This window comes from Shewanella sp. WE21 (genome assembly GCF_002966515.1).
GTDB lineage: Bacteria > Pseudomonadota > Gammaproteobacteria > Enterobacterales > Shewanellaceae > Shewanella > Shewanella oncorhynchi.
In genome coordinates this window covers 1,908,717-1,932,580 of the sequence record NZ_CP023019.1, presented here as the reverse complement: position 1 = coordinate 1,932,580, position 23,864 = coordinate 1,908,717, and the positions used below count along the sequence as shown (strand labels likewise).

General features: G+C 51.1%; 8 protein-coding genes and 2 pseudogenes. 4 read left to right on the top strand and 6 right to left on the bottom strand.

The genetic code is table 11. The features are described from left to right. Window positions 1-19: 19 nt before the first annotated feature. The 6 genes from CKQ84_RS08300 to CKQ84_RS08275 all read right to left on the bottom strand — a co-directional run bounded on the left by CKQ84_RS08300 (window position 20) and on the right by CKQ84_RS08275 (window position 15,466). On the bottom strand, window positions 20-2,851 hold the full coding sequence (locus CKQ84_RS08300) for an RHS repeat domain-containing protein (protein WP_254053175.1): 2,832 nt from the start codon (window positions 2,849-2,851) through the stop codon (window positions 20-22). 252 nt (window positions 2,852-3,103) lie between these two features. Continuing rightward, window positions 3,104-7,384: a SpvB/TcaC N-terminal domain-containing protein gene (locus tag CKQ84_RS08295; protein WP_105250875.1), complete on the bottom strand. Its 4,281-nt coding sequence runs from the start codon at window positions 7,382-7,384 to the stop codon at window positions 3,104-3,106. A 70-nt stretch (window positions 7,385-7,454) separates the two neighbouring features. Then, window positions 7,455-8,204 (bottom strand): hypothetical protein, encoded by a 750-nt coding sequence (locus CKQ84_RS23915; RefSeq protein WP_216822576.1) that lies wholly within the window; start codon window positions 8,202-8,204, stop codon window positions 7,455-7,457. Further along, window positions 8,099-11,200 (bottom strand): neuraminidase-like domain-containing protein, encoded by a 3,102-nt coding sequence (locus tag CKQ84_RS08285; protein ID WP_105250873.1) that lies wholly within the window; start codon window positions 11,198-11,200, stop codon window positions 8,099-8,101. The genes CKQ84_RS23915 and CKQ84_RS08285 overlap by 106 nt, the downstream gene beginning before the upstream one ends. Window positions 11,201-11,237: 37 nt before the next feature. Beyond that, window positions 11,238-14,495, bottom strand: coding sequence for a Tc toxin subunit A (locus CKQ84_RS08280; RefSeq protein ID WP_105250872.1), 3,258 nt, complete (start codon window positions 14,493-14,495; stop codon window positions 11,238-11,240). Between the two features lie 200 nt (window positions 14,496-14,695). Continuing rightward, a complete protein-coding gene (locus CKQ84_RS08275; RefSeq protein WP_367870058.1) occupies window positions 14,696-15,466 on the bottom strand; it encodes a hypothetical protein in 771 nt (256 codons plus the stop codon). Window positions 15,467-15,682: 216 nt separating this feature from the next. Here CKQ84_RS08275 and CKQ84_RS08270 point away from each other — a divergent pair. The 4 genes and pseudogenes from CKQ84_RS08270 to CKQ84_RS08255 form a co-directional block, all read left to right on the top strand. Next, window positions 15,683-16,150, top strand: a pseudogene (locus CKQ84_RS08270) (IS6 family transposase); the annotation flags it as partial. 120 nt (window positions 16,151-16,270) lie between these two features. Then, window positions 16,271-16,440: pseudogene (locus tag CKQ84_RS08265) on the top strand (porin); the annotation flags it as partial. Between the two features lie 261 nt (window positions 16,441-16,701). Beyond that, entirely contained in the window at window positions 16,702-19,959 is a 3,258-nt protein-coding gene (locus CKQ84_RS08260) for a Tc toxin subunit A (RefSeq protein ID WP_105250871.1), read from the top strand. A gap of 37 nt (window positions 19,960-19,996) precedes the next feature. After that, on the top strand, window positions 19,997-23,704 hold the full coding sequence (locus CKQ84_RS08255) for a neuraminidase-like domain-containing protein (RefSeq protein ID WP_105250870.1): 3,708 nt from the start codon (window positions 19,997-19,999) through the stop codon (window positions 23,702-23,704). Window positions 23,705-23,864: the final 160 nt, after the last annotated feature.

The window sequence follows — 23,864 nt, the reverse complement described above, 5'->3', positions numbered from 1 at the left end:
CATCAACTACTCGGAAGCATCACCAGCTTGCGGATACGCTTCTTGTTAAGCTGGGTTTGATCGTCATCCGCCTGTTGTGAGGCTCGGGCTGAGTACGGGCTTTGTTCGCAAGCGGCTCATCAAGCCTGGTGTGATTCCAAGCGGAGCCCCTTTCATCGGCAACACTTGATGTGTTTCGCGTCAAGCCATGATTATGTTGTTGCGGACTAATTGTAACGTTATTGCCTGCAGTAATATCGCCAATAACAACATTCACTCTCGACACACTTGTGCCATATATATTGCTTATTGGTTCAAGAGTGAAATCCCTAGCAAGAGAAATATTGCCTGTTGATAATTCAAAATCCACTCTCCCACCCAAGCCTGATATGTTTATCCTTGGCTTGATGAAGACATCTCTGCCTGATTGAATATTTTTAATATCAATCTTTACCATATGGTTTCCATGGCTTCCTGATATATTTATTTCCGGTGTGATTATTACATCCTTTCCTGCATTTAGATCTCCCAATGTAATAGACATGAGTGAGTCCCCCATGAATTCACCAGAAACATTAATTTTAGGGGAAATGGTAATGCTATCACCGGCGTCGACATTACCAACTTCAGTTAGCATACTCATGCTAACAGGTTCTTTGTTTAGGCCCGCAAGATGAGAGTCACCTAATACAGATATATTTTGCCGCGGGATCATATTAACATTATTTGATTGCACGCTTACTTTATGTTTTTGACTGATAGCATGCTCATTTTCATGAGGCGGCCTATCCTTTCTTTCTGAGTATTCCCCGTTAGGGTCCGCCATAGAAACTGGGTTGTTATTTACCATACGATATAGATTCAGGCCATCCACCGGGCCCGCCGGATCCGCAGAGAGCCACCGCCCAATCCACGGTTGGTAATATCGGTATCCGTAATAATACAGCCCCGTAGCATCACGCTCCTTGCCCGAGTAGCGCACCGTTTTATAAGCTGCTTCCACCTCGCTGCGGGCTGTCCATACCGCCGTGCCACCGTACGGATAGTACTCCTCCATGCTGATAACGCTTCCGTTACCATCCACCTCCAGGCCGCAACTACCGATGAGATTGTCATAGCTGTAACGTACCTGGTCATTGCCGATGCCGTCCGGCTTCCCGATCTCCCAGTGCAGCAACCGCACCTTCGCACGCCCAGCCTCACCCACGGTGATAACCTGCAGGCTTTCCGTTTCGGTATCGCCGGTTTTTTTGGTACGCAGCTCTAGGCCCGGCAGGTACAGCGCCCGCTGCATCTGAGTGGTGTTACCGGTTTTCTGGACGCTCACCTTCAGGCATCGCTGGCTGCTGCCGTCATAGCGGTAGCTTTCCAGGTCATCCGTACTGCCGTCACGCACCACCGGCGTCACCTTCAGCAGCTCGTTGCACGGCGTCCAGACCAGATTCTGCCCCGGCTGCAGCTGCTTCTGCTGTCCACCTGCCGTAAACAGTGCTTCCACATCTGACGGATTTTCCGTCAGGGTGCTCAGCACTCCCCGGTTGCTGCGGTCACTGACCGTAATACCGACGGTGTAACTATTATTGGTGGCTGGGGCGAGGTGACGTATCTGCGTCAGGTTGCCGGCGCTGTCGTAGGTGTAAGTGCGGGTGTAATTCGTGTACGCGGCACTGTCGGTGGGAAAGAGGACTGTGGCAGACGGAAGATTGCTACCCTGCTGACCGGCGTTGGCCATTTCGCGTCCGGTAGCACTGATCAGCTGGTACAAACTATCGTAAATGTACGTGTTTTGTGGCACAACTTTCTGATTACGCCAATAGCGGGCCTCTTCTGCTTCGTTACGTACAGTCAGCACGTTACCAACTGGGTCATACTCGTAGCGCAGGTCTTGCAGCACCTTAGCCCCGGAGGTATGCCCGGCTGGACGTTCCGTTTTAATCCCAGTCAAGCGCTGGGTCTCTGCTTCATACGCGTACGTTGTCACCACGCCGTTACCGTGCACCTCTCGCAGCTTCTGCCCAGCTGCAGAGTACGTCAGGGACTTCACTATAGTTTGTTCCACTCCATCCTTCACCGTCAGCCAGCTGCCGCTAAGCAAGCCCGCCACGTCGTACGCCACCCGCTGCTTGTTGCCTTTTGCATCGGTAGTGGTCAGCACCGACCCGGTGGCGTTTGCGGTGGTCAGGGTGGTGTAGTCCTCACCATCAAGCAAGGCATTCCATGCCGATGCTTCCGTCCCCTGCCAGTCAGCCACAGTGTCCGGATTATCCGCGTCCTTCAGCAGGCGGCGGGTGACGGCGAGGGGCACGCCGGTCAGGGCCATGCTGTCGGTCTGCGCCAGTCCCGCCGTATCATAGTGGCTGACGCACGCACCTGCGAGGTTCAGGGCTTTCTCCGTATCGGTATTGCCGGCATAAACGAAGCGCTCCGTGATGCGGGCCGCTTTTCCGGTGATCTGTTCGGTCACACTAACCGGACGTCCCTGCAGTTCTGCGTCCTCATACTGCCAGGTACGTGTCACCGCCTGACTTCTGTCCTCGGTGTCGTCGGTGGTGCTGATATTGCTGACCGCGATAAAGGGTCGGCCTGCGGCGTCGTTCAGAGCCACAGTGATGCCGTTATCCACACCCTGCGAGCGCAGAACGTTGCCGGCCAGGTCCGTAAGGTACGTGAAGTTCGCCAACCCAGCGTTGTGCAACCGGGGGTCGGTACTCTGTGTCAGGGCACTGCGGGCATCATAATAATGGCGGGTGATTCGCGCATCGATCACTGTCGGTGTGTCGGGATGGCGGTGGTACGCGATATCGCACACCGTCAGGCCTCGGTTATCAAGGACCGTGACCGTCGGGGTTTTACTGAACAACGATGTGCTCATAGTGTTCTCCTGTCGAGCTATAGCTATTTTCGGTGTATGAAGGAATGGGAGGGCATAGTGTATCTTGCTGATTGCTCTGGCCCATTTAGGGATGATTGCTTGAACATGACGGGGCAAAAAACCGTTATGGACATGCAGGGATAAGCGCTGAAGCGGGGCAGGTTTCTACCTCCCCCCCAAGACCAGTCCGTCAAGCATGCCAGTAAAACATCCATGAACTGAATCAACAAGTGCGGCTGCCACAACAAGGCGTTACACCTCTGCTAGCGTGTCGTTTTCATCCTCGCTGACGACAAACCAGGGGGTAAACACCCAACGCCGCAACCAGCCTTTTGCCGTTCTGGTTTGCCACAGACGCCTCAGCGGATCATAGAAGTGCGTATCTGCATACAGGTCCTGACGAGCTGTGTCATCATTGACGTATTTCCAACTATCGAGGAAATAAGGCTGATATGTTCGGACAGGTTGTCCCTTATTGTCATACTCGGTCCTACCGGAAACCGCCCATCGGAAGTTGGTCTCAGCTATGGTGGGCTGATTGTCTGGCCCTGTGTTCAAGCTACCGCCCTCTGCTCTTTGCCAAGCATTCCCCGCCGTCTGTCGAACTGAAGACTGAAGCACTCGCCCAAACCCATCACTGAATGTGACCTGCTGGCGGATTTGCTGCTGCGGATCGCTGTCATAGAGATCTGTGGTCAACACAACAACGTGGGGAGGCAGTCTGTCTGTCTCTTCCTGTTGCCAACTGTCCGGGATGTAAGTCACGCATTGATGGACAGGCAGAGGGCCTGAAAGTGCAACCGCTGCATCTGCTGTGACTGGTGGCTTGAAAGGCTTGTTGCTGTACCCAACATTCTCCCCATTCTCTGTACCCCAAAAGGCATTCGTTATCACGCGTCCCAACGCGTCAAGAGTGAGGCTCTGAATGTTATCATTCACATCTTTGACTCTGACCGGCTTCATAAACCGCCAGTCATACTCTGCAGAAACGGTCAGGCCCGCCGCATCTGATATTTGGGTTATTACGCAGTTATACGGATCGCGGAAGAGGTTCATCTCACCAGTGAGTAGCGTATCTCTGGCCGCCACTGGCAAGAAGAAGTGTTCTTCAGATGCATACTTCATGTATCCGCTGCGCACTGTCCATACTCTCTTTGATTCTTCATCATCTGAATGAGCAAACAGATACGGAGACTGTGTATACTCCGCCTCAACTAGGCGCGCTTGGGTAACATCCTCCGCTAGCGAAGCCACCATGCCTTCGTCAAGCACTGCCACTTCACTGAACGCCACCCGCGGTGGAAATGCCAAATGACTAGTCGTAGCTTCCTCCTGCGCATCCAGATACCAGATCTGTTGCTGCCCACCAAACAATGGCTCTTCATCAGCAAGCGGGCCTTCCTCCGCCAAAAAATCCTCAAGCATCCAGCCCTCCTCCTGCACAGCTGTATCTGTTAGCGTGAAGAGATCGTGGCGGGTCGCGTCGGCCAGACCACTTATCCAGATACCACTAGCTGGATCGGATAAACTATGCCAAGAGGTTCGGGTTAACGTCAGGCGAAGCGCTTGCTGTTGCTCATCATAAGAGTGGTTAAAAAGCGTATCGGGTAAGGTATCTGGATACGGATTGTTGTCAGGTTGTGCGCGGCGCGGATAATTGATACCGACCTGTTGCAGCGGCTGGCCATATTCATCACTACCCAGTAACACCTGCTGGCTACATTGTGGGTCGCAACTAATGCGTTCATAGCTATAGTTCCTGCTTTCAACCGTCATCGGGAAGATAACGGGATAAGCACCAAAGGACGCAACCAAGCGGGCCTGAGGCCGACTTTCGCTGACAGAATAAGGGATATCAGCCAGATCACTTCCGTCACTGCCGTACAACTCTGTGCGCAACAGCATCCCCTTCAGGCCACGGCGAAGCCAATATGCCACCCGCTCATCTGGGATAAAGGGCTGTTCGTCCTCGCCACTGCCAGCTGTAAAGCGTGGGAGATAATGAGGGAAAGCGTGTTCATCACCGCTCCAGTATTCATTCATCAGGCCGTCATCTACCGCTTGCAAACCAGTGGCGTACCAGTAGCGGCTGATGGCTGGCTTGCTTATCCCCTCAGCGATACCTGGTTCTGCCACCACGTCGGCGTCGCTAATCTCAACGAAGCCAAACCCCCGAAACTCTCTCTCCCGTCCGTCCCAGACACCGTGCTGGTAGCGAACGGTACTGGTGAGATGATTACCCGAGATTTCATCAATGACATCCGTGCGACACAGCATGTGTAGGGCAAACGGTAGATAACATGGCGGAACTGATTTGCCATTTGCCACAGCATCCGCCTTTTCATCTAGCCAGAACTGGGCCGAGCTGCGGTAAGTCAGGGTGTGACGAGCCCCCATATTATTGTTCGTGCCGTTAAGCAACCATGGCTTGCTTTGCGTCAGGTGACAAACCCAATGGGTGGGCTCGGGATGGGGAATAGTCAGCACCAGACTGGCCACGCCAAGCCCTTGAATGTCCGTCAATTGCAGGTTGCAGGTCCGATCATAATGGACACCCTCTGGCAAGTTGATGCTTAGGGGCGCGGCAAAATGGTTTCCGCTCTGATTGAGCCAGACCAGCAGCTTGTCGTTCAGGGCATAGATCAGATCGGTAGTTCCCGAGCCATTCACATCGGCAAGGTAAAGCTGCTCTGGGTTGAAAGTATCGGCTGGCCAACTGAAACCATTCATATTGACGGGCGGAGCAAAGCGGCCGTGCCCCAGTGTAGGCCAGTAACGCACGCCTTCTGCTCGCACCTCTACCAGATGTTGCTGACTACTGCCCGCCATGTCACTGAAGGCAACCAGTACACGGTCATCTGGGTTAAACTGAGGTAGGGTGATATCATCCGGCTGCATGACGATTTTCGCGGGTTGCCAGCCTTCACCAGTTCCGCTGTACAGACGAACGCTTTTAGGCCCGATAAGTACCAGATCACTCAGTCCTGCCCCAGTGAGATCTGCAAGCTGTGCGCGAATGTGCGCGTACTCAACCGGTAGCGCCTTAAATGGTGTGAAACTCGTCCAGCCGCGTTCCGGTGTACGTTGATACTGCCCGGCAGTACCAGATGCCGTCACTATCCACTCCAGATACCCGTCTCCGTTCAGGTCGGCCAGTGCGCCTCCGTCCTGTAGGGACGGGGTCACTGGCAGCAGTGTGGTGTTATCCCAAGTGACAGCATCCGGTTCAGCTCCCAGGTTGCGAACAGGTGACCGGTACCACCAGGCATTCCCGTCCTGATATAGAATGCCCGCTATACCCTCCCCGTTCAGGTCAACCATCTGGTAAGACTGCTGAAGGTTAAACCTGTTCATGTCTATCCGTTTTTGCCATTCCACAGTGTCCGGCAGGGAAAAAACCTGCCAGTCCAGCACCAGTGGAGGAAGCGTAACGGGACGGTTATCCGTCTCGTAAGCGATCTGCTGAACCACTTTCAACGTGGTGATCGATGTGTTTTCCTCATAGCTCAGCAGTAAGCGCGACACAAGGTAAGGCTCGTCCTCCGCCTTTGCCTCTCCAGACAGTGCCGTAACGGCATGATATGTCAGTACCTGACGACAAAGGCGACGTGTGCGCACTTCAAAACCAGCATCGTAACCTGAAAAACAATCCTGACGGCACAGCCAGGCACCGCTGCCAGGAACCAGCCAGTCAGGTGGGGCGTCAGACGCGGTTCCCCGTTCTCCATAATCCAGGACTAGCGTAAATAACCAATCAGCGGATGAGGGGACAGACACAAGAGCGGGTAATTTACGTGCAGCGACCTTGTTGCCGTACCAGACGGCAGTCAGGTAGCGTTGCGCGGTGGTATCTGGATGTGCCGTGATCTCTGTTTCATCGCAGCCAAGCTCATCTTCAGCCCGGTATTGCCAGTATATTTGTTCCCCCGTAACTGACACGGAAGATTCAGCTAACCAGACGGCTACCTGTGATGGGTTTTCTGGATGACTGATACAGGCCTGAGGGGTGCGTCCCAGCAGATGCACCTCACCATCTGGGTTGTACAGCACCCAGAAGTTAGGTTCGCTGTGATCATCCGCTTCCCAGTACTCCAGACGACTGAAGTCATGTTCAATACGGGGACGCCAGGCAGAAATGGTAAAGTTTTTTCCCAGCTCAACGCCAAGTAGTGTACTAGCATGGCGCACATCCGGAGCCTCCTCATTATTCAGTACCTGAACCAGCACGTCCCCATCAGGCCCGATGAACTCGTCTTTTTCGTCATACGCCGGTACACCCTTGCTGGTTCGACGGCGCACGGTGGGCTGGCCAATATTCCAGCCAATCCCAAAGGGACCATTCCCTGCATGGCTGTGATAGCCCAGAGTTAGCGTGGGGGCATACCCGCGCCCCGCATTGACTGGTAATGCGAGTGTAAACGTGGCCGCACCATCCGGGCCTGCCGCAGCCATATCCCCTTGCAGTCCTGTGATTGCCCCACCGCCCTTCGGTAATGAAGGCAATTCCAGTTTTAGTGAGTCTGAGTTTTGCATATAAAGATCCCTTACGGCCCCCAGAAGGGGACCGAATAACAACAGAAAATACCGAATGCTCTGTCACGCATCAACGCATGATATAGCGGATGTGATAAATAATATCGCTGAGGTTTTCCACTATAGAGCGCTGATTGGGTGCCTCTGCATTAGCTCCTTTCACATTGAAAATGCTCAGCGTCAGAGTCAGAGCTGTCGGATCCGTACCTTCAAACGGTAGGAAACGGCTATCGTCGAAATTCACGACAAAGCGCCCTGCATCCTGCATACCGTGAGACAAGGTGGCGATAGTTCCATCATTACCTGACAGCGTAGCGGCAATGTCCTGATATGGCCCCAGCAGGGTCGGTAACGTGACGGCAATACTCTTGATAAAGAGCTGTTTGCCCGAGCTTGTCGTGCCGTAGTCATGGGCCAGACCCAGTATTGACATATTGAGCGTTGAGCTGAAAATGTCATCCTTCAACTTAAGCTGGCCGGGAACATTACCCTCTTCGTCTTGACCGCCAAGCACAGCACCGATTGCAGCACTGAGGCTGTTATTTTGCTTACCGCGCAACGCAGCCAGGGATACTGTGCGTGTGGCCTCCAGCCCCTTCGCACTGTTCTGGATCCAGATATTCTCCATCTTTTGCAGTTCGGTGGTGAGCCCCTCGCCGGCGAGCAAGCCCTGATACAGATCGTTCCAAACCGGCGTGCTAAAAATGCCGTCCGTTAGGCTACCACCCAGTTCACGTTTGAGTGCTTCACGGGCTTGAATACAAACCGGAATGGTGGCGTCGTAGAGCTGGTAATAGAGCGAGGAGAGGCGGCTGACCATCCAGTTATAAAGCCCTGTCCAGAGAAGCGGTTGCTCTGTAGGTCATACACGGCCTGCGCATTGGCCGACTCTATCACCGCAAGGGAAATCTGTTTCTGCTGCATGGCAATCTGTGTTTTCAAGCTTTCTATTTGCGATTCGGCTTTGCTTACATCCTTATCAGCAACGTCACGCTGCAGCCCCCAGTCTTCCTTGCGGCGCTGGTAGTTTGCAGTCATTTCACTAATAGCGGCAGATTGGTCCTGCGCCATCGCCGCAACTTGTGTCGCCTGGGTGGCTGCATGTAACGGTGCCCCAAAGTCTCCACCGCCGTTGGCCAGACCAAATGTATTTGGCATGGCACTTAACACCCCGGCACCAATTGCCGTGCCCACGGAGACCAGATTTGTAGCCATCGCCGTTGAGCGCAGGGTCAGTCCGGCGATTTCCGCCGCCGACAGGTCACCGTTTATCAAGTGACCATAATAGGCTTTACGCAACGCAGCACTGGCCCGGTCGATATTCAGGGCGTCCAGGCTGGCATTGAGGCTGTCAATATTCTTTTGTGCAATATCTTGCTGTAGCCCCAGCACGGTAATCTGCTGCGCCTGCAACAGCAACGTCAGTTGCTCACTATCACGGCGCTCAAGTGCGCCGAGCAGGTTGCTACCAAACTGAGTCAGTTGGCCAACGGCATAGCGGGCATGGTCAGCCAGCCGAGGATAACGCCAGCCGGTATCACTCTTCCCATCAGGGCTGACATCATTCATGACCCCATCACCGCCGGATTGCTGACGATGAAGTTCGGCAGGGTCGACCGGGGAGGCAAACAGCGGCAGGCTGAGTGGTTGACCGTCAAGGCTCAGATTATGACGCAGGTTATAAAGCCGAATTTCCAGCTTATCCCACATGGCCAGCAGTACCTCATTATACGGAGGCAGAAAATCACCATCCCCCATATCGTGGGTGTCACCGCTGCGTAACCACTGAGCAAAGGTCAGCGATGCGCCCTCACTGCTGCGCGTTGCCGGGGACGCTATTGACTCAGCCTCCGTAGATAGAGTCGGATTATTCCAGGAGTTCGTAATGCGGATATCGGGGCGCGGGCCGAGCAGCTGTAGCGCTTGGACATAGTACATTTTGGCTTCGGTCAGCGTGTCACGCTCCAGCAGGCGATAGGCCGCATCCCCTCTGGCAATCAGCAGGTCAAGAGTATGCTGAAAAATGGCCAGCTTGTAGTGCATCGGGTCGGCGGTGGCAATCACATCCGGGTCGGTGCTGGCAGGCATCGCCGTGAAGGAGTCCCAAGCCCCATCCTGCTGCAACGGGTAACAGTTCCAGTAACGTGGCTTGCCATGGTCGTCCGTCAGAACATTACCATTTCCATCACGGTAGCCTGCGCTGTTAAAGATATATTTATACCAACGCTCGGCTTCTTCGAAGCGCTGCTCGGTGGCAAAGCGGGTCGCGAGCAAGAACGGGAGATGGAAGAATATTTCCCACAGGTACTGCCCATACGGTCCGGTAAACGCATCACCACCTAGAGTTGGTTCATTTGGTTTGGCGTTGTAAAACCATGCCCCGGCCTCTGCAATCATTTTTTGATTGTCATAATGCAGAAAATCATCAATTCCACTTTTCAGTAAACCTTTCAGTGAAATTATGGGAGGCGATACAGTGAATGCAGTATTACGTGGACTGAGTTCTAGCCACATATTTCCTTTGTCATCGCGATTGAAACTGCCAGACTCAAAAGGATTTGACGGTAACATTTCAAGAGATAACATTAATGGATCTATCACTTCTTGCCCATCATGCCCATCATGTCTTTGAAAGAGGAAACCCAGAGCATACATCGAACGATCCCCCAATCGAATAAACAATGACTTACTTTCATCTTTACTTATCCTTGCTAATATTTTATCTACTAGATAAATATCATCTTCTTGATGGAGGCGCACAACCCTCACCTCATGACACTCCTCGGTATCGGTCACTTTCACTGTCAGCGCACTTGTAAGTTCGTCCCATTTAATTTCGCTGTTAAAAGATATATATCTTTCAGAATATAGGTATTTATAGCCGCTTACGTTATAGCTATTAAATTCTGTGGAGGCATTAAGCGTCCAACGATTATCCCCAACTGGGGTAAGCGTAAGTTTATCACCGTCTACATACCGTTCCCATTGTCCATCTCGCCTCATGACCCAGCAGTAAGATATTTCAACATCTTTAGCTTGATCGGCTGAGACTTGATTTTTCTCCATTGCGCTCCATAAGCAGAGCACCCCTTGCGGGCTATCTATCATGACAACCCTGTCATCAATAGGGGACTTTATCGCGGCTGGCAAAGGCTGCCAGTAGCCCCAGTGTATGGGCTTGCCACACTCATCGATAGAATTGTCCAGCCAGACCTCACGCCAGCAGTATTGGTCATCACTTTGTCGACCCGTAATGTACAGGCGAGTTCGCTCGGCGTTACCAATGCCGGCGCAAAGGTGTGTAATTTCGGCGGTTTTATCAACCTGGCTGAGATAAGTAAACAACGCACTTTCCACCAGTTCGGTAGTCAGCTTGCCTTGGTTTATCTTATTTTCCAGCTCTTTAAATTGTGGGCTCTTATTAGTGCGTAACGATGGTTCCACATAGTTGCCTGCATAAAAACGAAGCTTCTCTTTACCCGCCCAGGTGCTGTACCGCTTGTTATAGCGGTCCCAGTTATCTAGGAAGGCATCTTTCGCCAAATATGAGGCTGCACCACCATCCAGGTCACCTTCATATCCTTCGAGGCCCCGATGAATAAGCAGCTGCAGGCTGCTGACGGCTTCTGCCAGACGCGAGGTGGTCACAGCATTGCTGATTTTGGTATCCAGTAACAGATATTCGTACAGGTCATCAGCCGTCGTAACGGCACTCCCTTGTGGCAGCATTGAGACAGTATGTGTCGCCAGATAGTGGCTGACCAGCGCGTCGCGACGCGCTTCCTTAAGGTTCTGGTTAAATAATGAGATTGACATCGTGTTTCTATCCTCTATTCAGTTTACTCTGCCGCATTCAGCGGGTCAGGCCGGCGGTCAGGGTGTCTGCCACACGCGCAATCAAGTCGCTGTCTTCTGCATTCTCATCGTTTTGTGCCATGGTTAACAGACTATACAGCGTAGTGGAGCCAACGTTTAGCATCTGGCCTGTGCGTAACCAGGTGAGCAGCTTGTACAGTTGCGCAAAGCTGTGCGGAAACTCGCCTTCGCCAAAGATGAGAGTGTTCATAGTGCTGACGCTGTCTGTCGTGAGATTGTGCATGACCGCAATTTTATCCGCCACGGTGTTGGCATCTGACTCGGCATCAACCAGCACAGGCAACAGACGCAGAGCCTCATCGACGGAGGTAGTGACCTGGCCTTGCCAGCGCTTAAAGCGGGTCAGCAGCAACAATAGGTACAGGGATGGTTGCAACGTTGCAGGCAGAGAGTCGTCCAGTTGCGCAGGTGTCTCTGTGAGTAGCCTCAGGTCCTGCTCACTCAGATTCAACCAGCGTGCCACCAAAACCAGCTGACTCAGCCGCTGTGTCGCCGCCACCAGTCCGGTTGTATCTTTCTGCAGGTCATCCACAGAGGTGTTTTGCGGATTTTCGAAGAATGTCGCGATGCTGTTCCAGTAGACATCCAGTGTGAGGTTACCATCCGTTTTAGTCAGCCATTCCGTTACCGGTCCCATGATGTTGGTCTTCATACCAAAACCGCCGGCTAACGCCCGCAATACCTTCTGCCGCAGTGCGGCATCCATTTTGCGGATGCCAGAAGGGGAATCCTTCACGCTGCGGTAGGTGTTTTGCAGGAAGGTGAACATCTCTGCTGTCGCGGTGCCACTATAGACCTTGCTCACCATTGCCTGTACCTGAATAAGGTTCAGGTCATTATCACGCATCCAGCCCAGCACCTGTTCGGTGCGACGGATAAGGTCGATAGCAGCCAAACCTGTTTTACATCCGAGCGCCTTCAGGAGCGTGTCAGTGCCTTCGGCCATCAACAGCCACAGACACTCTGCCTCAGCAAATGTCAGGCCCAGCATGCGAGGAATAGCACCAAAGCGGTAAATCTGTCCGGCGGTGTTCTCATCCATGGTGAATGAGGTTGCGTCACTACCGAAGCAGTAACGGACAATACGAGCAAATTCGTCACTGGTTACGCCAAGTGCTTTGGCGCAAGTTGATTCATACACAGCTTGGTCACCCTCACCATTGCATGTAACTTGCTGGCCAATAGGGATGCAGCCTGTTTCATCGGGATAGGTGAACAGGGTTTCATAGAGGCTTTTTTCCTGAGCGGGGGCATAAGGGTTAACCGCACCAATAAAGCTGGCGAAAACATTTTCACTGATGCCGTAGCGCTGTTTGAAGTCCACACAGGAGGCTAGAACACCTAGTGTCACACTGTCCAACGTGAGAGGGTCATAACTGGCAGCGTGACTGGCCTGAACAATAATCCAGTCCAGCATCTCAAATGACAGACCGGTTGTGTTGTGCAGGCGGATAATCTTTTCGGCATTCCCTGCAAGGGATACTACGGTATCGTCCCTGAAATTAAGGGCTGCCGGGGTGGTGATAACGCCATTTTTGCGTATTTCCGGTTGAATCCACAACAACGCATTTTCAGTGCTGGGTTCCACCTTAGAATTGATAAAGGCAGCGCCGTATTGATGCACATCTGGAATGGACTCCATCCCGTACATACGGAAACGGGACATTGGGTGTTTATTTTTATCACCAGGCGTTCCTCCTGATTGCTCATAAGAATATTGAGCGGTCAAATCCAGCACCTGGTTGAACGTCAATCCCGTCTTCTCACAGAACGTCGGGATATTATTTAGTGCTTCTGCCAGCGTACTATCTTCCCGGGCGGATTGAGCTAACAAACCATAGTGATCACGGATATCTTCGTCTGTCAGACTGGTATTAGCCATCAACTGATAGCTGACTGGAGTCAGGTTCAACAAGACCCTCGCCGGTGGGTTTGGGGAAGTATTTGGGGGAAGGAGTGTTTCTGGTGCAATGACCTCAGCACCATCAACATCACTGCAGAAGGCAAACAAAAGAGCATCCTCTTTTTGGGCATCCAGCGTTAATCTCTTTGGCGCGTCAGTAAGGCCTTTTTCTTCATGCCCAAGATAGCCCTTTGGAGTCTGAATAAACCAGTTGTCGTTATCGGCAGCTTCCAGCGTGATAGCCAGATGCTTTGCAGGGTTAATGTTCGAGTTGTCATCCGGTCTTGCCATGCGGGCAAATGAACCATCACCTCCAAAATCTGTACCGTTATTTGCCATTAGATGGCTCCCGGCCAGATGGATACCATTTATAGTGACGTCACCCGCAATACTCAGATAAAGCAAACCATTCTTTCGGGAAAAATGCAGATTAGCTGTTTGGGGGGGTTCAACCTGCGGCCTTCCAACATTAAGATACCCCCCTGGAGGGAGAGCATCTCCTCCATCAACAGCATGTGCCAAATAGATCATTTCTCCTTCCTCTTGCGTTTTTAGGAAAAATGGTTTTCCAGAAGACTCATCAGGAAGTGCACTACGCTTGATTGATTGTCCCTCAACGGCGAAGGCCGATGCCTGCGTGTCAAAAAGCACATCCCAGATACCGTTCAAAGTTCGAGCCTGTGCCCCCAATGCCGTATTGATTTGTGTCAGCTTGTCGTCATAGGGCAGTGTCATCGGGAAGAAGCTCTTTGACAACGAGCTAAGCGTGTTGTTCTCATCGCTTTGCAGTACCTCTAGTAGAAGGTCAAGGGAAGTGAGCTCCTGATTCATCGTGGTTTCACTGAGTATCAGGTCTTGCAAGTCAGGGCGACGATTATCAATATGGAATGCAGAATTGCTGTTATGGAGTGTTTTGGCGACCTTATACAAAGCAGCAGCATAGCGTCCCGGAGAGAACAGGGACTGAATCGAGGCAGCATCCGCATAGTCAGTGCTGCGCGCCATCAGGTCAGAAAAATCACCGTCCCCTCCTAGGTTGCGTAAAAGCGCTTCTTTGAGATGCAGGGACGGGGATGGCGCGAGCTTCTTCAGCCCACCAATGACCGGCTCCTGACGTAACTGCCACGAACGGAACAAACTTTTCAGGGTGTCAGCGTGCTCCCGAGCATGACGATAGATCTGCTGAGCACAGACAGCATCGATATCTGGGGTCGTCTTAACAAAGGCGGCACGGCTCTGTCTGATAATGTCAAAAATTGTTTGATAACCTGCTTCATTGAGTATGATTACGAGCTTCTCTTCTGAAGCTGAATGCAAACGACTTAAATGCATAGAATTATCTCCATGTGAAATAGTTGTAAGGCACTTCCGTTCGATTGAAACGGTATGATAGGGGGCGATGGGCACTTCATGGCATTCCTTGGCGTTTAGGGGGCTCGTTGCAACGACGACTGATATTAGCCCAGTAAGCCCCTTGCGTTATCGTTGTAAAAACGCATAAAACCGGGGATAAAGGGAAGATTAACGGCCCCTCAGATAAATTCGATTGAGTCTGTCATTTTTGTATCGATATAGTCCAACTCACTTTGAAGAATCTTCACCCTTAGCGTTAGATACTTTTTGGCGACCGCTACGAATATTAAATGCTTTGTCACCCGTGTGGCAACAGCAAGACCGCCAGTCACTGCGGTATCAAATGCGAGGCCGGGTACCGCTTTAATATTTAACCCTAAGCCCGCTTCCCACCAAGTAGCTGGGATGATGTCAGCTCCAACAGGATTACGCTCAACTCCGTAAAATGCAAATGGATCGTGGGTTTCGTTGATGATACCGACGGGCATCAGGAATAAACCCGCTTTACCCGTGAAGCTCTGGTTAAAATCATGTTCGATATAGGCTTGTTCTATCTCTACTTCACCCTTTTTACCTTCGCTAGCCAATGCATGTTCCACTTCTAACTCAGAGAGAAAACGGGGTTTATCAGTAAATTCATGGCCAACGAACAATACAAAACGATGAAAATCGAACTCTTTTTTGTCTTTGCCTTTAATGTTGTCTGAAATGTTGTAGTGCAGCTCGCCATAACCCCCTATGGTCGTAGCGCTCTTGCTTGAGCCAGTTTCTTCAACGGCATCGGCGGATTTTTCTACTCGTTTTTCAGTTTCTTCTAAGCGTTTTTCCAGATCCTGCAGCACTTGCTGCTGCTCAATCACTTTACGCAGTTCTTGTGTTTCATCCCTCGCGAGAGCTTGATGACTAGCAAAGAGGCCCAATAGCGCAGTAGCAAGTAGTGTTTTGTTCATTACTTCCCCTAAAATGATTACGATTTGTAAATATATGTAAAAAATTGTGGAGATTTTACATGTTAAGCTAGATAATGCAAATAATTCGTATTTGGGTTTATATTCTAGGTCAATTCTTTTTGTAGCGGTTTGCACACACAATGGTTCTGTCGCAAAGTTGACGATAAGAGTTTAAGTGTGGACGATCTTCCAATATGAATTTGGAGTATCCATTGCATGAAACTCAATTTTTCTAGCGGACATTTCCCATCAGATATCATCATGCAAGCTCTACGATATTACCTAGTCTATAAACTTAGTTACCGTGATATTGAGGAAATATTCGCGGAGCGAAACATTCATTTTGACCACTCAACACTGAATCGTTGGGTTATCAAATATGCACCACAGCTTGAAGCTAAATTCAGAAAGAGAAAGCGTCGAATATCTAGCTCATGGCGAATGGATGAAACCTACATAAAAATTAAGGGTCAGTGGGGTTTACTATTATCGTGCAGTGGATAAGTGGATAAATTCGGTGCTGTGATTGATTTTTACTTAAGTGAAACCCGTGATGAGCCTGCCGCGCACGCTTTTTTCACTAAAGCTATCAATCAACATGGCTCACCTGAGAAGGTCGTCATTGATAAAAGTGGCGCTAATGCAGCAGCGTTAGAGACTGTTAACATTCGGCTGTGGCTATCATGGACACGGCTCAAATGATGACTCCATGCGAACAAATTTATTCTTTAACGGCCCAGTTGTATCTGAGAGATACTGTCCCCGCTATTTGGAGCGGCAAGATCTCAATTTGTGACAGAACCCATCATCCCAGCTACTTGGTGGGAAGCGGGCTTAGGGTTAAATATTAAAGCGGTACCCGGCCTCGCATTTGATACCGCAGTGACTGGCGGTCTTGCTGTTGCCACACGGGTGACAAAGCATTTAATATTCGTAGCGGTCGCCAAAAAGTATCTAACGCTAAGGGTGAAGATTCTTCAAAGTGAGTTGGACTATATCGATACAAAAATGACAGACTCAATCGAATTTATCTGAGGGGCCGTTAATCTTCCCTTTATCCCCGGTTTTATGCGTTTTTACAACGATAACGCAAGGGGCTTACTGGGCTAATATCAGTCGTCGTTGCAACGAGCCCCCTAAACGCCAAGGAATGCCATGAAGTGCCCATCGCCCCCTATCATACCGTTTCAATCGAACGGAAGTGCCTTACAACTATTTCACATGGAGATAATTCTATGCATTTAAGTCGTTTGCATTCAGCTTCAGAAGAGAAGCTCGTAATCATACTCAATGAAGCAGGTTATCAAACAATTTTTGACATTATCAGACAGAGCCGTGCCGCCTTTGTTAAGACGACCCCAGATATCGATGCTGTCTGTGCTCAGCAGATCTATCGTCATGCTCGGGAGCACGCTGACACCCTGAAAAGTTTGTTCCGTTCGTGGCAGTTACGTCAGGAGCCGGTCATTGGTGGGCTGAAGAAGCTCGCGCCATCCCCGTCCCTGCATCTCAAAGAAGCGCTTTTACGCAACCTAGGAGGGGACGGTGATTTTTCTGACCTGATGGCGCGCAGCACTGACTATGCGGATGCTGCCTCGATTCAGTCCCTGTTCTCTCCGGGACGCTATGCTGCTGCTTTGTATAAGGTCGCCAAAACACTCCATAACAGCAATTCTGCATTCCATATTGATAATCGTCGCCCTGACTTGCAAGACCTGATACTCAGTGAAACCACGATGAATCAGGAGCTCACTTCCCTTGACCTTCTACTAGAGGTACTGCAAAGCGATGAGAACAACACGCTTAGCTCGTTGTCAAAGAGCTTCTTCCCGATGACACTGCCCTATGACGACAAGCTGACACAAATCAATACGGCATTGGGGGCACAGGCTCGAACTTTGAACGGTATCTGGGATGTGCTTTTTGACACGCAGGCATCGGCCTTCGCCGTTGAGGGACAATCAATCAAGCGTAGTGCACTTCCTGATGAGTCTTCTGGAAAACCATTTTTCCTAAAAACGCAAGAGGAAGGAGAAATGATCTATTTGGCACATGCTGTTGATGGAGGAGATGCTCTCCCTCCAGGGGGGTATCTTAATGTTGGAAGGCCGCAGGTTGAAACCCCCCAAACAGCTAATCTGCATTTTTCCCGAAAGAATGGTTTGCTTTATCTGAGTATTGCGGGTGACGTCACTATAAATGGTATCCATCTGGCCGGGAGCCATCTAATGGCAAATAACGGTACAGATTTTGGAGGTGATGGTTCATTTGCCCGCATGGCAAGACCGGATGACAACTCGAACATTAACCCTGCAAAGCATCTGGCTATCACGCTGGAAGCTGCCGATAACGACAACTGGTTTATTCAGACTCCAAAGGGCTATCTTGGGCATGAAGAAAAAGGCCTTACTGACGCGCCAAAGAGATTAACGCTGGATGCCCAAAAAGAGGATGCTCTTTTGTTTGCCTTCTGCAGTGATGTTGATGGTGCTGAGGTCATTGCACCAGAAACACTCCTTCCCCCAAATACTTCCCCAAACCCACCGGCGAGGGTCTTGTTGAACCTGACTCCAGTCAGCTATCAGTTGATGGCTAATACCAGTCTGACAGACGAAGATATCCGTGATCACTATGGTTTGTTAGCTCAATCCGCCCGGGAAGATAGTACGCTGGCAGAAGCACTAAATAATATCCCGACGTTCTGTGAGAAGACGGGATTGACGTTCAACCAGGTGCTGGATTTGACCGCTCAATATTCTTATGAGCAATCAGGAGGAACGCCTGGTGATAAAAATAAACACCCAATGTCCCGTTTCCGTATGTACGGGATGGAGTCCATTCCAGATGTGCATCAATACGGCGCTGCCTTTATCAATTCTAAGGTGGAACCCAGCACTGAAAATGCGTTGTTGTGGATTCAACCGGAAATACGCAAAAATGGCGTTATCACCACCCCGGCAGCCCTTAATTTCAGGGACGATACCGTAGTATCCCTTGCAGGGAATGCCGAAAAGATTATCCGCCTGCACAACACAACCGGTCTGTCATTTGAGATGCTGGACTGGATTATTGTTCAGGCCAGTCACGCTGCCAGTTATGACCCTCTCACGTTGGACAGTGTGACACTAGGTGTTCTAGCCTCCTGTGTGGACTTCAAACAGCGCTACGGCATCAGTGAAAATGTTTTCGCCAGCTTTATTGGTGCGGTTAACCCTTATGCCCCCGCTCAGGAAAAAAGCCTCTATGAAACCCTGTTCACCTATCCCGATGAAACAGGCTGCATCCCTATTGGCCAGCAAGTTACATGCAATGGTGAGGGTGACCAAGCTGTGTATGAATCAACTTGCGCCAAAGCACTTGGCGTAACCAGTGACGAATTTGCTCGTATTGTCCGTTACTGCTTCGGTAGTGACGCAACCTCATTCACCATGGATGAGAACACCGCCGGACAGATTTACCGCTTTGGTGCTATTCCTCGCATGCTGGGCCTGACATTTGCTGAGGCAGAGTGTCTGTGGCTGTTGATGGCCGAAGGCACTGACACGCTCCTGAAGGCGCTCGGATGTAAAACAGGTTTGGCTGCTATCGACCTTATCCGTCGCACCGAACAGGTGCTGGGCTGGATGCGTGATAATGACCTGAACCTTATTCAGGTACAGGCAATGGTGAGCAAGGTCTATAGTGGCACCGCGACAGCAGAGATGTTCACCTTCCTGCAAAACACCTACCGCAGCGTGAAGGATTCCCCTTCTGGCATCCGCAAAATGGATGCCGCACTGCGGCAGAAGGTATTGCGGGCGTTAGCCGGCGGTTTTGGTATGAAGACCAACATCATGGGACCGGTAACGGAATGGCTGACTAAAACGGATGGTAACCTCACACTGGATGTCTACTGGAACAGCATCGCGACATTCTTCGAAAATCCGCAAAACACCTCTGTGGATGACCTGCAGAAAGATACAACCGGACTGGTGGCGGCGACACAGCGGCTGAGTCAGCTGGTTTTGGTGGCACGCTGGTTGAATCTGAGTGAGCAGGACCTGAGGCTACTCACAGAGACACCTGCGCAACTGGACGACTCTCTGCCTGCAACGTTGCAACCATCCCTGTACCTATTGTTGCTGCTGACCCGCTTTAAGCGCTGGCAAGGCCAGGTCACTACCTCCGTCGATGAGGCTCTGCGTCTGTTGCCTGTGCTGGTTGATGCCGAGTCAGATGCCAACACCGTGGCGGATAAAATTGCGGTCATGCACAATCTCACGACAGACAGCGTCAGCACTATGAACACTCTCATCTTTGGCGAAGGCGAGTTTCCGCACAGCTTTGCGCAACTGTACAAGCTGCTCACCTGGTTACGCACAGGCCAGATGCTAAACGTTGGCTCCACTACGCTGTATAGTCTGTTAACCATGGCACAAAACGATGAGAATGCAGAAGACAGCGACTTGATTGCGCGTGTGGCAGACACCCTGACCGCCGGCCTGACCCGCTGAATGCGGCAGAGTAAACTGAATAGAGGATAGAAACACGATGTCAATCTCATTATTTAACCAGAACCTTAAGGAAGCGCGTCGCGACGCGCTGGTCAGCCACTATCTGGCGACACATACTGTCTCAATGCTGCCACAAGGGAGTGCCGTTACGACGGCTGATGACCTGTACGAATATCTGTTACTGGATACCAAAATCAGCAATGCTGTGACCACCTCGCGTCTGGCAGAAGCCGTCAGCAGCCTGCAGCTGCTTATTCATCGGGGCCTCGAAGGATATGAAGGTGACCTGGATGGTGGTGCAGCCTCATATTTGGCGAAAGATGCCTTCCTAGATAACTGGGACCGCTATAACAAGCGGTACAGCACCTGGGCGGGTAAAGAGAAGCTTCGTTTTTATGCAGGCAACTATGTGGAACCATCGTTACGCACTAATAAGAGCCCACAATTTAAAGAGCTGGAAAATAAGATAAACCAAGGCAAGCTGACTACCGAACTGGTGGAAAGTGCGTTGTTTACTTATCTCAGCCAGGTTGATAAAACCGCCGAAATTACACACCTTTGCGCCGGCATTGGTAACGCCGAGCGAACTCGCCTGTACATTACGGGTCGACAAAGTGATGACCAATACTGCTGGCGTGAGGTCTGGCTGGACAATTCTATCGATGAGTGTGGCAAGCCCATACACTGGGGCTACTGGCAGCCTTTGCCAGCCGCGATAAAGTCCCCTATTGATGACAGGGTTGTCATGATAGATAGCCCGCAAGGGGTGCTCTGCTTATGGAGCGCAATGGAGAAAAATCAAGTCTCAGCCGATCAAGCTAAAGATGTTGAAATATCTTACTGCTGGGTCATGAGGCGAGATGGACAATGGGAACGGTATGTAGACACTAATGAATTTACTTTCACATCAATTGTTGCTGATTGGAGTTTTGTTCCAGCGAACTTTAATTCTTATGACGTAACATATGATTACGATGATGGCAAATACATTGTTGATAGTTACATTCAATGGGATGGAACTAGGGTAACAATAACTGTAAAGAACACTGTGAATATGTACGGCATGGGAGTGTGCAAGTCTGATGATATAGGGGAATCTGACATGGATGTGCTCCTATCTGTAGGTAAAAATGAAACTGCATCAATAGTACTTCCACTAGATAATAATGAGACATATACATTAATCCCTCAGCACGATGAATCTTCTTTTCATAGTCTTAGGGGGTTGGCAATGTTTCTTGGACATCAACAGTCGATAACTTGGCAGTGCGGCAATTTCAATATGGATGATAAGGGGAGCCTGTGGCTAGAACTCAGTCCACGTAATACTGCATTCACTGTATCGCCTCCCATAATTTCACTGAAAGGTTTACTGAAAAGTGGAATTGATGATTTTCTGCATTATGACAATCAAAAAATGATTGCAGAGGCCGGGGCATGGTTTTACAACGCCAAACCAAATGAACCAACTCTAGGTGGTGATGCGTTTACCGGACCGTATGGGCAGTACCTGTGGGAAATATTCTTCCATCTCCCGTTCTTGCTCGCGACCCGCTTTGCCACCGAGCAGCGCTTCGAAGAAGCCGAGCGTTGGTATAAATATATCTTTAACAGCGCAGGCTACCGTGATGGAAATGGTAATGTTCTGACGGACGACCATGGCAAGCCACGTTACTGGAACTGTTACCCGTTGCAGCAGGATGGGGCTTGGGACTCCTTCACGGCGATGCCTGCCAGCACCGACCCGGATGTGATTGCCACCGCCGACCCGATGCACTACAAGCTGGCCATTTTTCAGCATACTCTTGACCTGCTGATTGCCAGAGGGGATGCGGCCTATCGCCTGCTGGAGCGTGACACGCTGACCGAAGCCAAAATGTACTATGTCCAAGCGCTACAGCTGCTCGGCCCGCGCCCCGATATCCGCATTACGAACTCCTGGAATAATCCGACTCTATCTACGGAGGCTGAGTCAATAGCGTCCCCGGCAACGCGCAGCAGTGAGGGCGCATCGCTGACCTTTGCTCAGTGGTTACGCAGCGGTGACACCCACGATATGGGGGATGGTGATTTTCTGCCTCCGTATAATGAGGTACTGCTGGCCATGTGGGATAAGCTGGAAATTCGGCTTTATAACCTGCGTCATAATCTGAGCCTTGACGGTCAACCACTCAGCCTGCCGCTGTTTGCCTCCCCGGTCGACCCTGCCGAACTTCATCGTCAGCAATCCGGCGGTGATGGGGTCATGAATGATGTCAGCCCTGATGGGAAGAGTGATACCGGCTGGCGTTATCCTCGGCTGGCTGACCATGCCCGCTATGCCGTTGGCCAACTGACTCAGTTTGGTAGCAACCTGCTCGGCGCACTTGAGCGCCGTGATAGTGAGCAACTGACGTTGCTGTTGCAGGCGCAGCAGATTACCGTGCTGGGGCTACAGCAAGATATTGCACAAAAGAATATTGACAGCCTCAATGCCAGCCTGGACGCCCTGAATATCGACCGGGCCAGTGCTGCGTTGCGTAAAGCCTATTATGGTCACTTGATAAACGGTGACCTGTCGGCGGCGGAAATCGCCGGACTGACCCTGCGCTCAACGGCGATGGCTACAAATCTGGTCTCCGTGGGCACGGCAATTGGTGCCGGGGTGTTAAGTGCCATGCCAAATACATTTGGTCTGGCCAACGGCGGTGGAGACTTTGGGGCACCGTTACATGCAGCCACCCAGGCGACACAAGTTGCGGCGATGGCGCAGGACCAATCTGCCGCTATTAGTGAAATGACTGCAAACTACCAGCGCCGCAAGGAAGACTGGGGGCTGCAGCGTGACGTTGCTGATAAGGATGTAAGCAAAGCCGAATCGCAAATAGAAAGCTTGAAAACACAGATTGCCATGCAGCAGAAACAGATTTCCCTTGCGGTGATAGAGTCGGCCAATGCGCAGGCCGTGTATGACCTACAGAGCAACCGCTTCTCTGGACAGGGGCTTTATAACTGGATGGTCAGCCGCCTCTCCTCGCTCTATTACCAGCTCTACGACGCCACCATTCCGGTTTGTATTCAAGCCCGTGAAGCACTCAAACGTGAACTGGGTGGTAGCCTAACGGACGGCATTTTTAGCACGCCGGTTTGGAACGATCTGTATCAGGGCTTGCTCGCCGGCGAGGGGCTCACCACCGAACTGCAAAAGATGGAGAATATCTGGATCCAGAACAGTGCGAAGGGGCTGGAGGCCACACGCACAGTATCCCTGGCTGCGTTGCGCGGTAAGCAAAATAACAGCCTCAGTGCTGCAATCGGTGCTGTGCTTGGCGGTCAAGACGAAGAGGGTAATGTTCCCGGCCAGCTTAAGTTGAAGGATGACATTTTCAGCTCAACGCTCAATATGTCAATACTGGGTCTGGCCCATGACTACGGCACGACAAGCTCGGGCAAACAGCTCTTTATCAAGAGTATTGCCGTCACGTTACCGACCCTGCTGGGGCCATATCAGGACATTGCCGCTACGCTGTCAGGTAATGATGGAACTATCGCCACCTTGTCTCACGGTATGCAGGATGCAGGGCGCTTTGTCGTGAATTTCGACGATAGCCGTTTCCTACCGTTTGAAGGTACGGATCCGACAGCTCTGACTCTGACGCTGAGCATTTTCAATGTGAAAGGAGCTAATGCAGAGGCACCCAATCAGCGCTCTATAGTGGAAAACCTCAGCGATATTATTTATCACATCCGCTATATCATGCGTTGATGCGTGACAGAGCATTCGGTATTTTCTGTTGTTATTCGGTCCCCTTCTGGGGGCCGTAAGGGATCGGTTCTGTCGCAAAGTTGACGATAAGAGTTTAAGTGTGGATGATCTTCCAATATGAATTTGGAGCATCCACTGCAGAGATCTAAGTTATGAAATG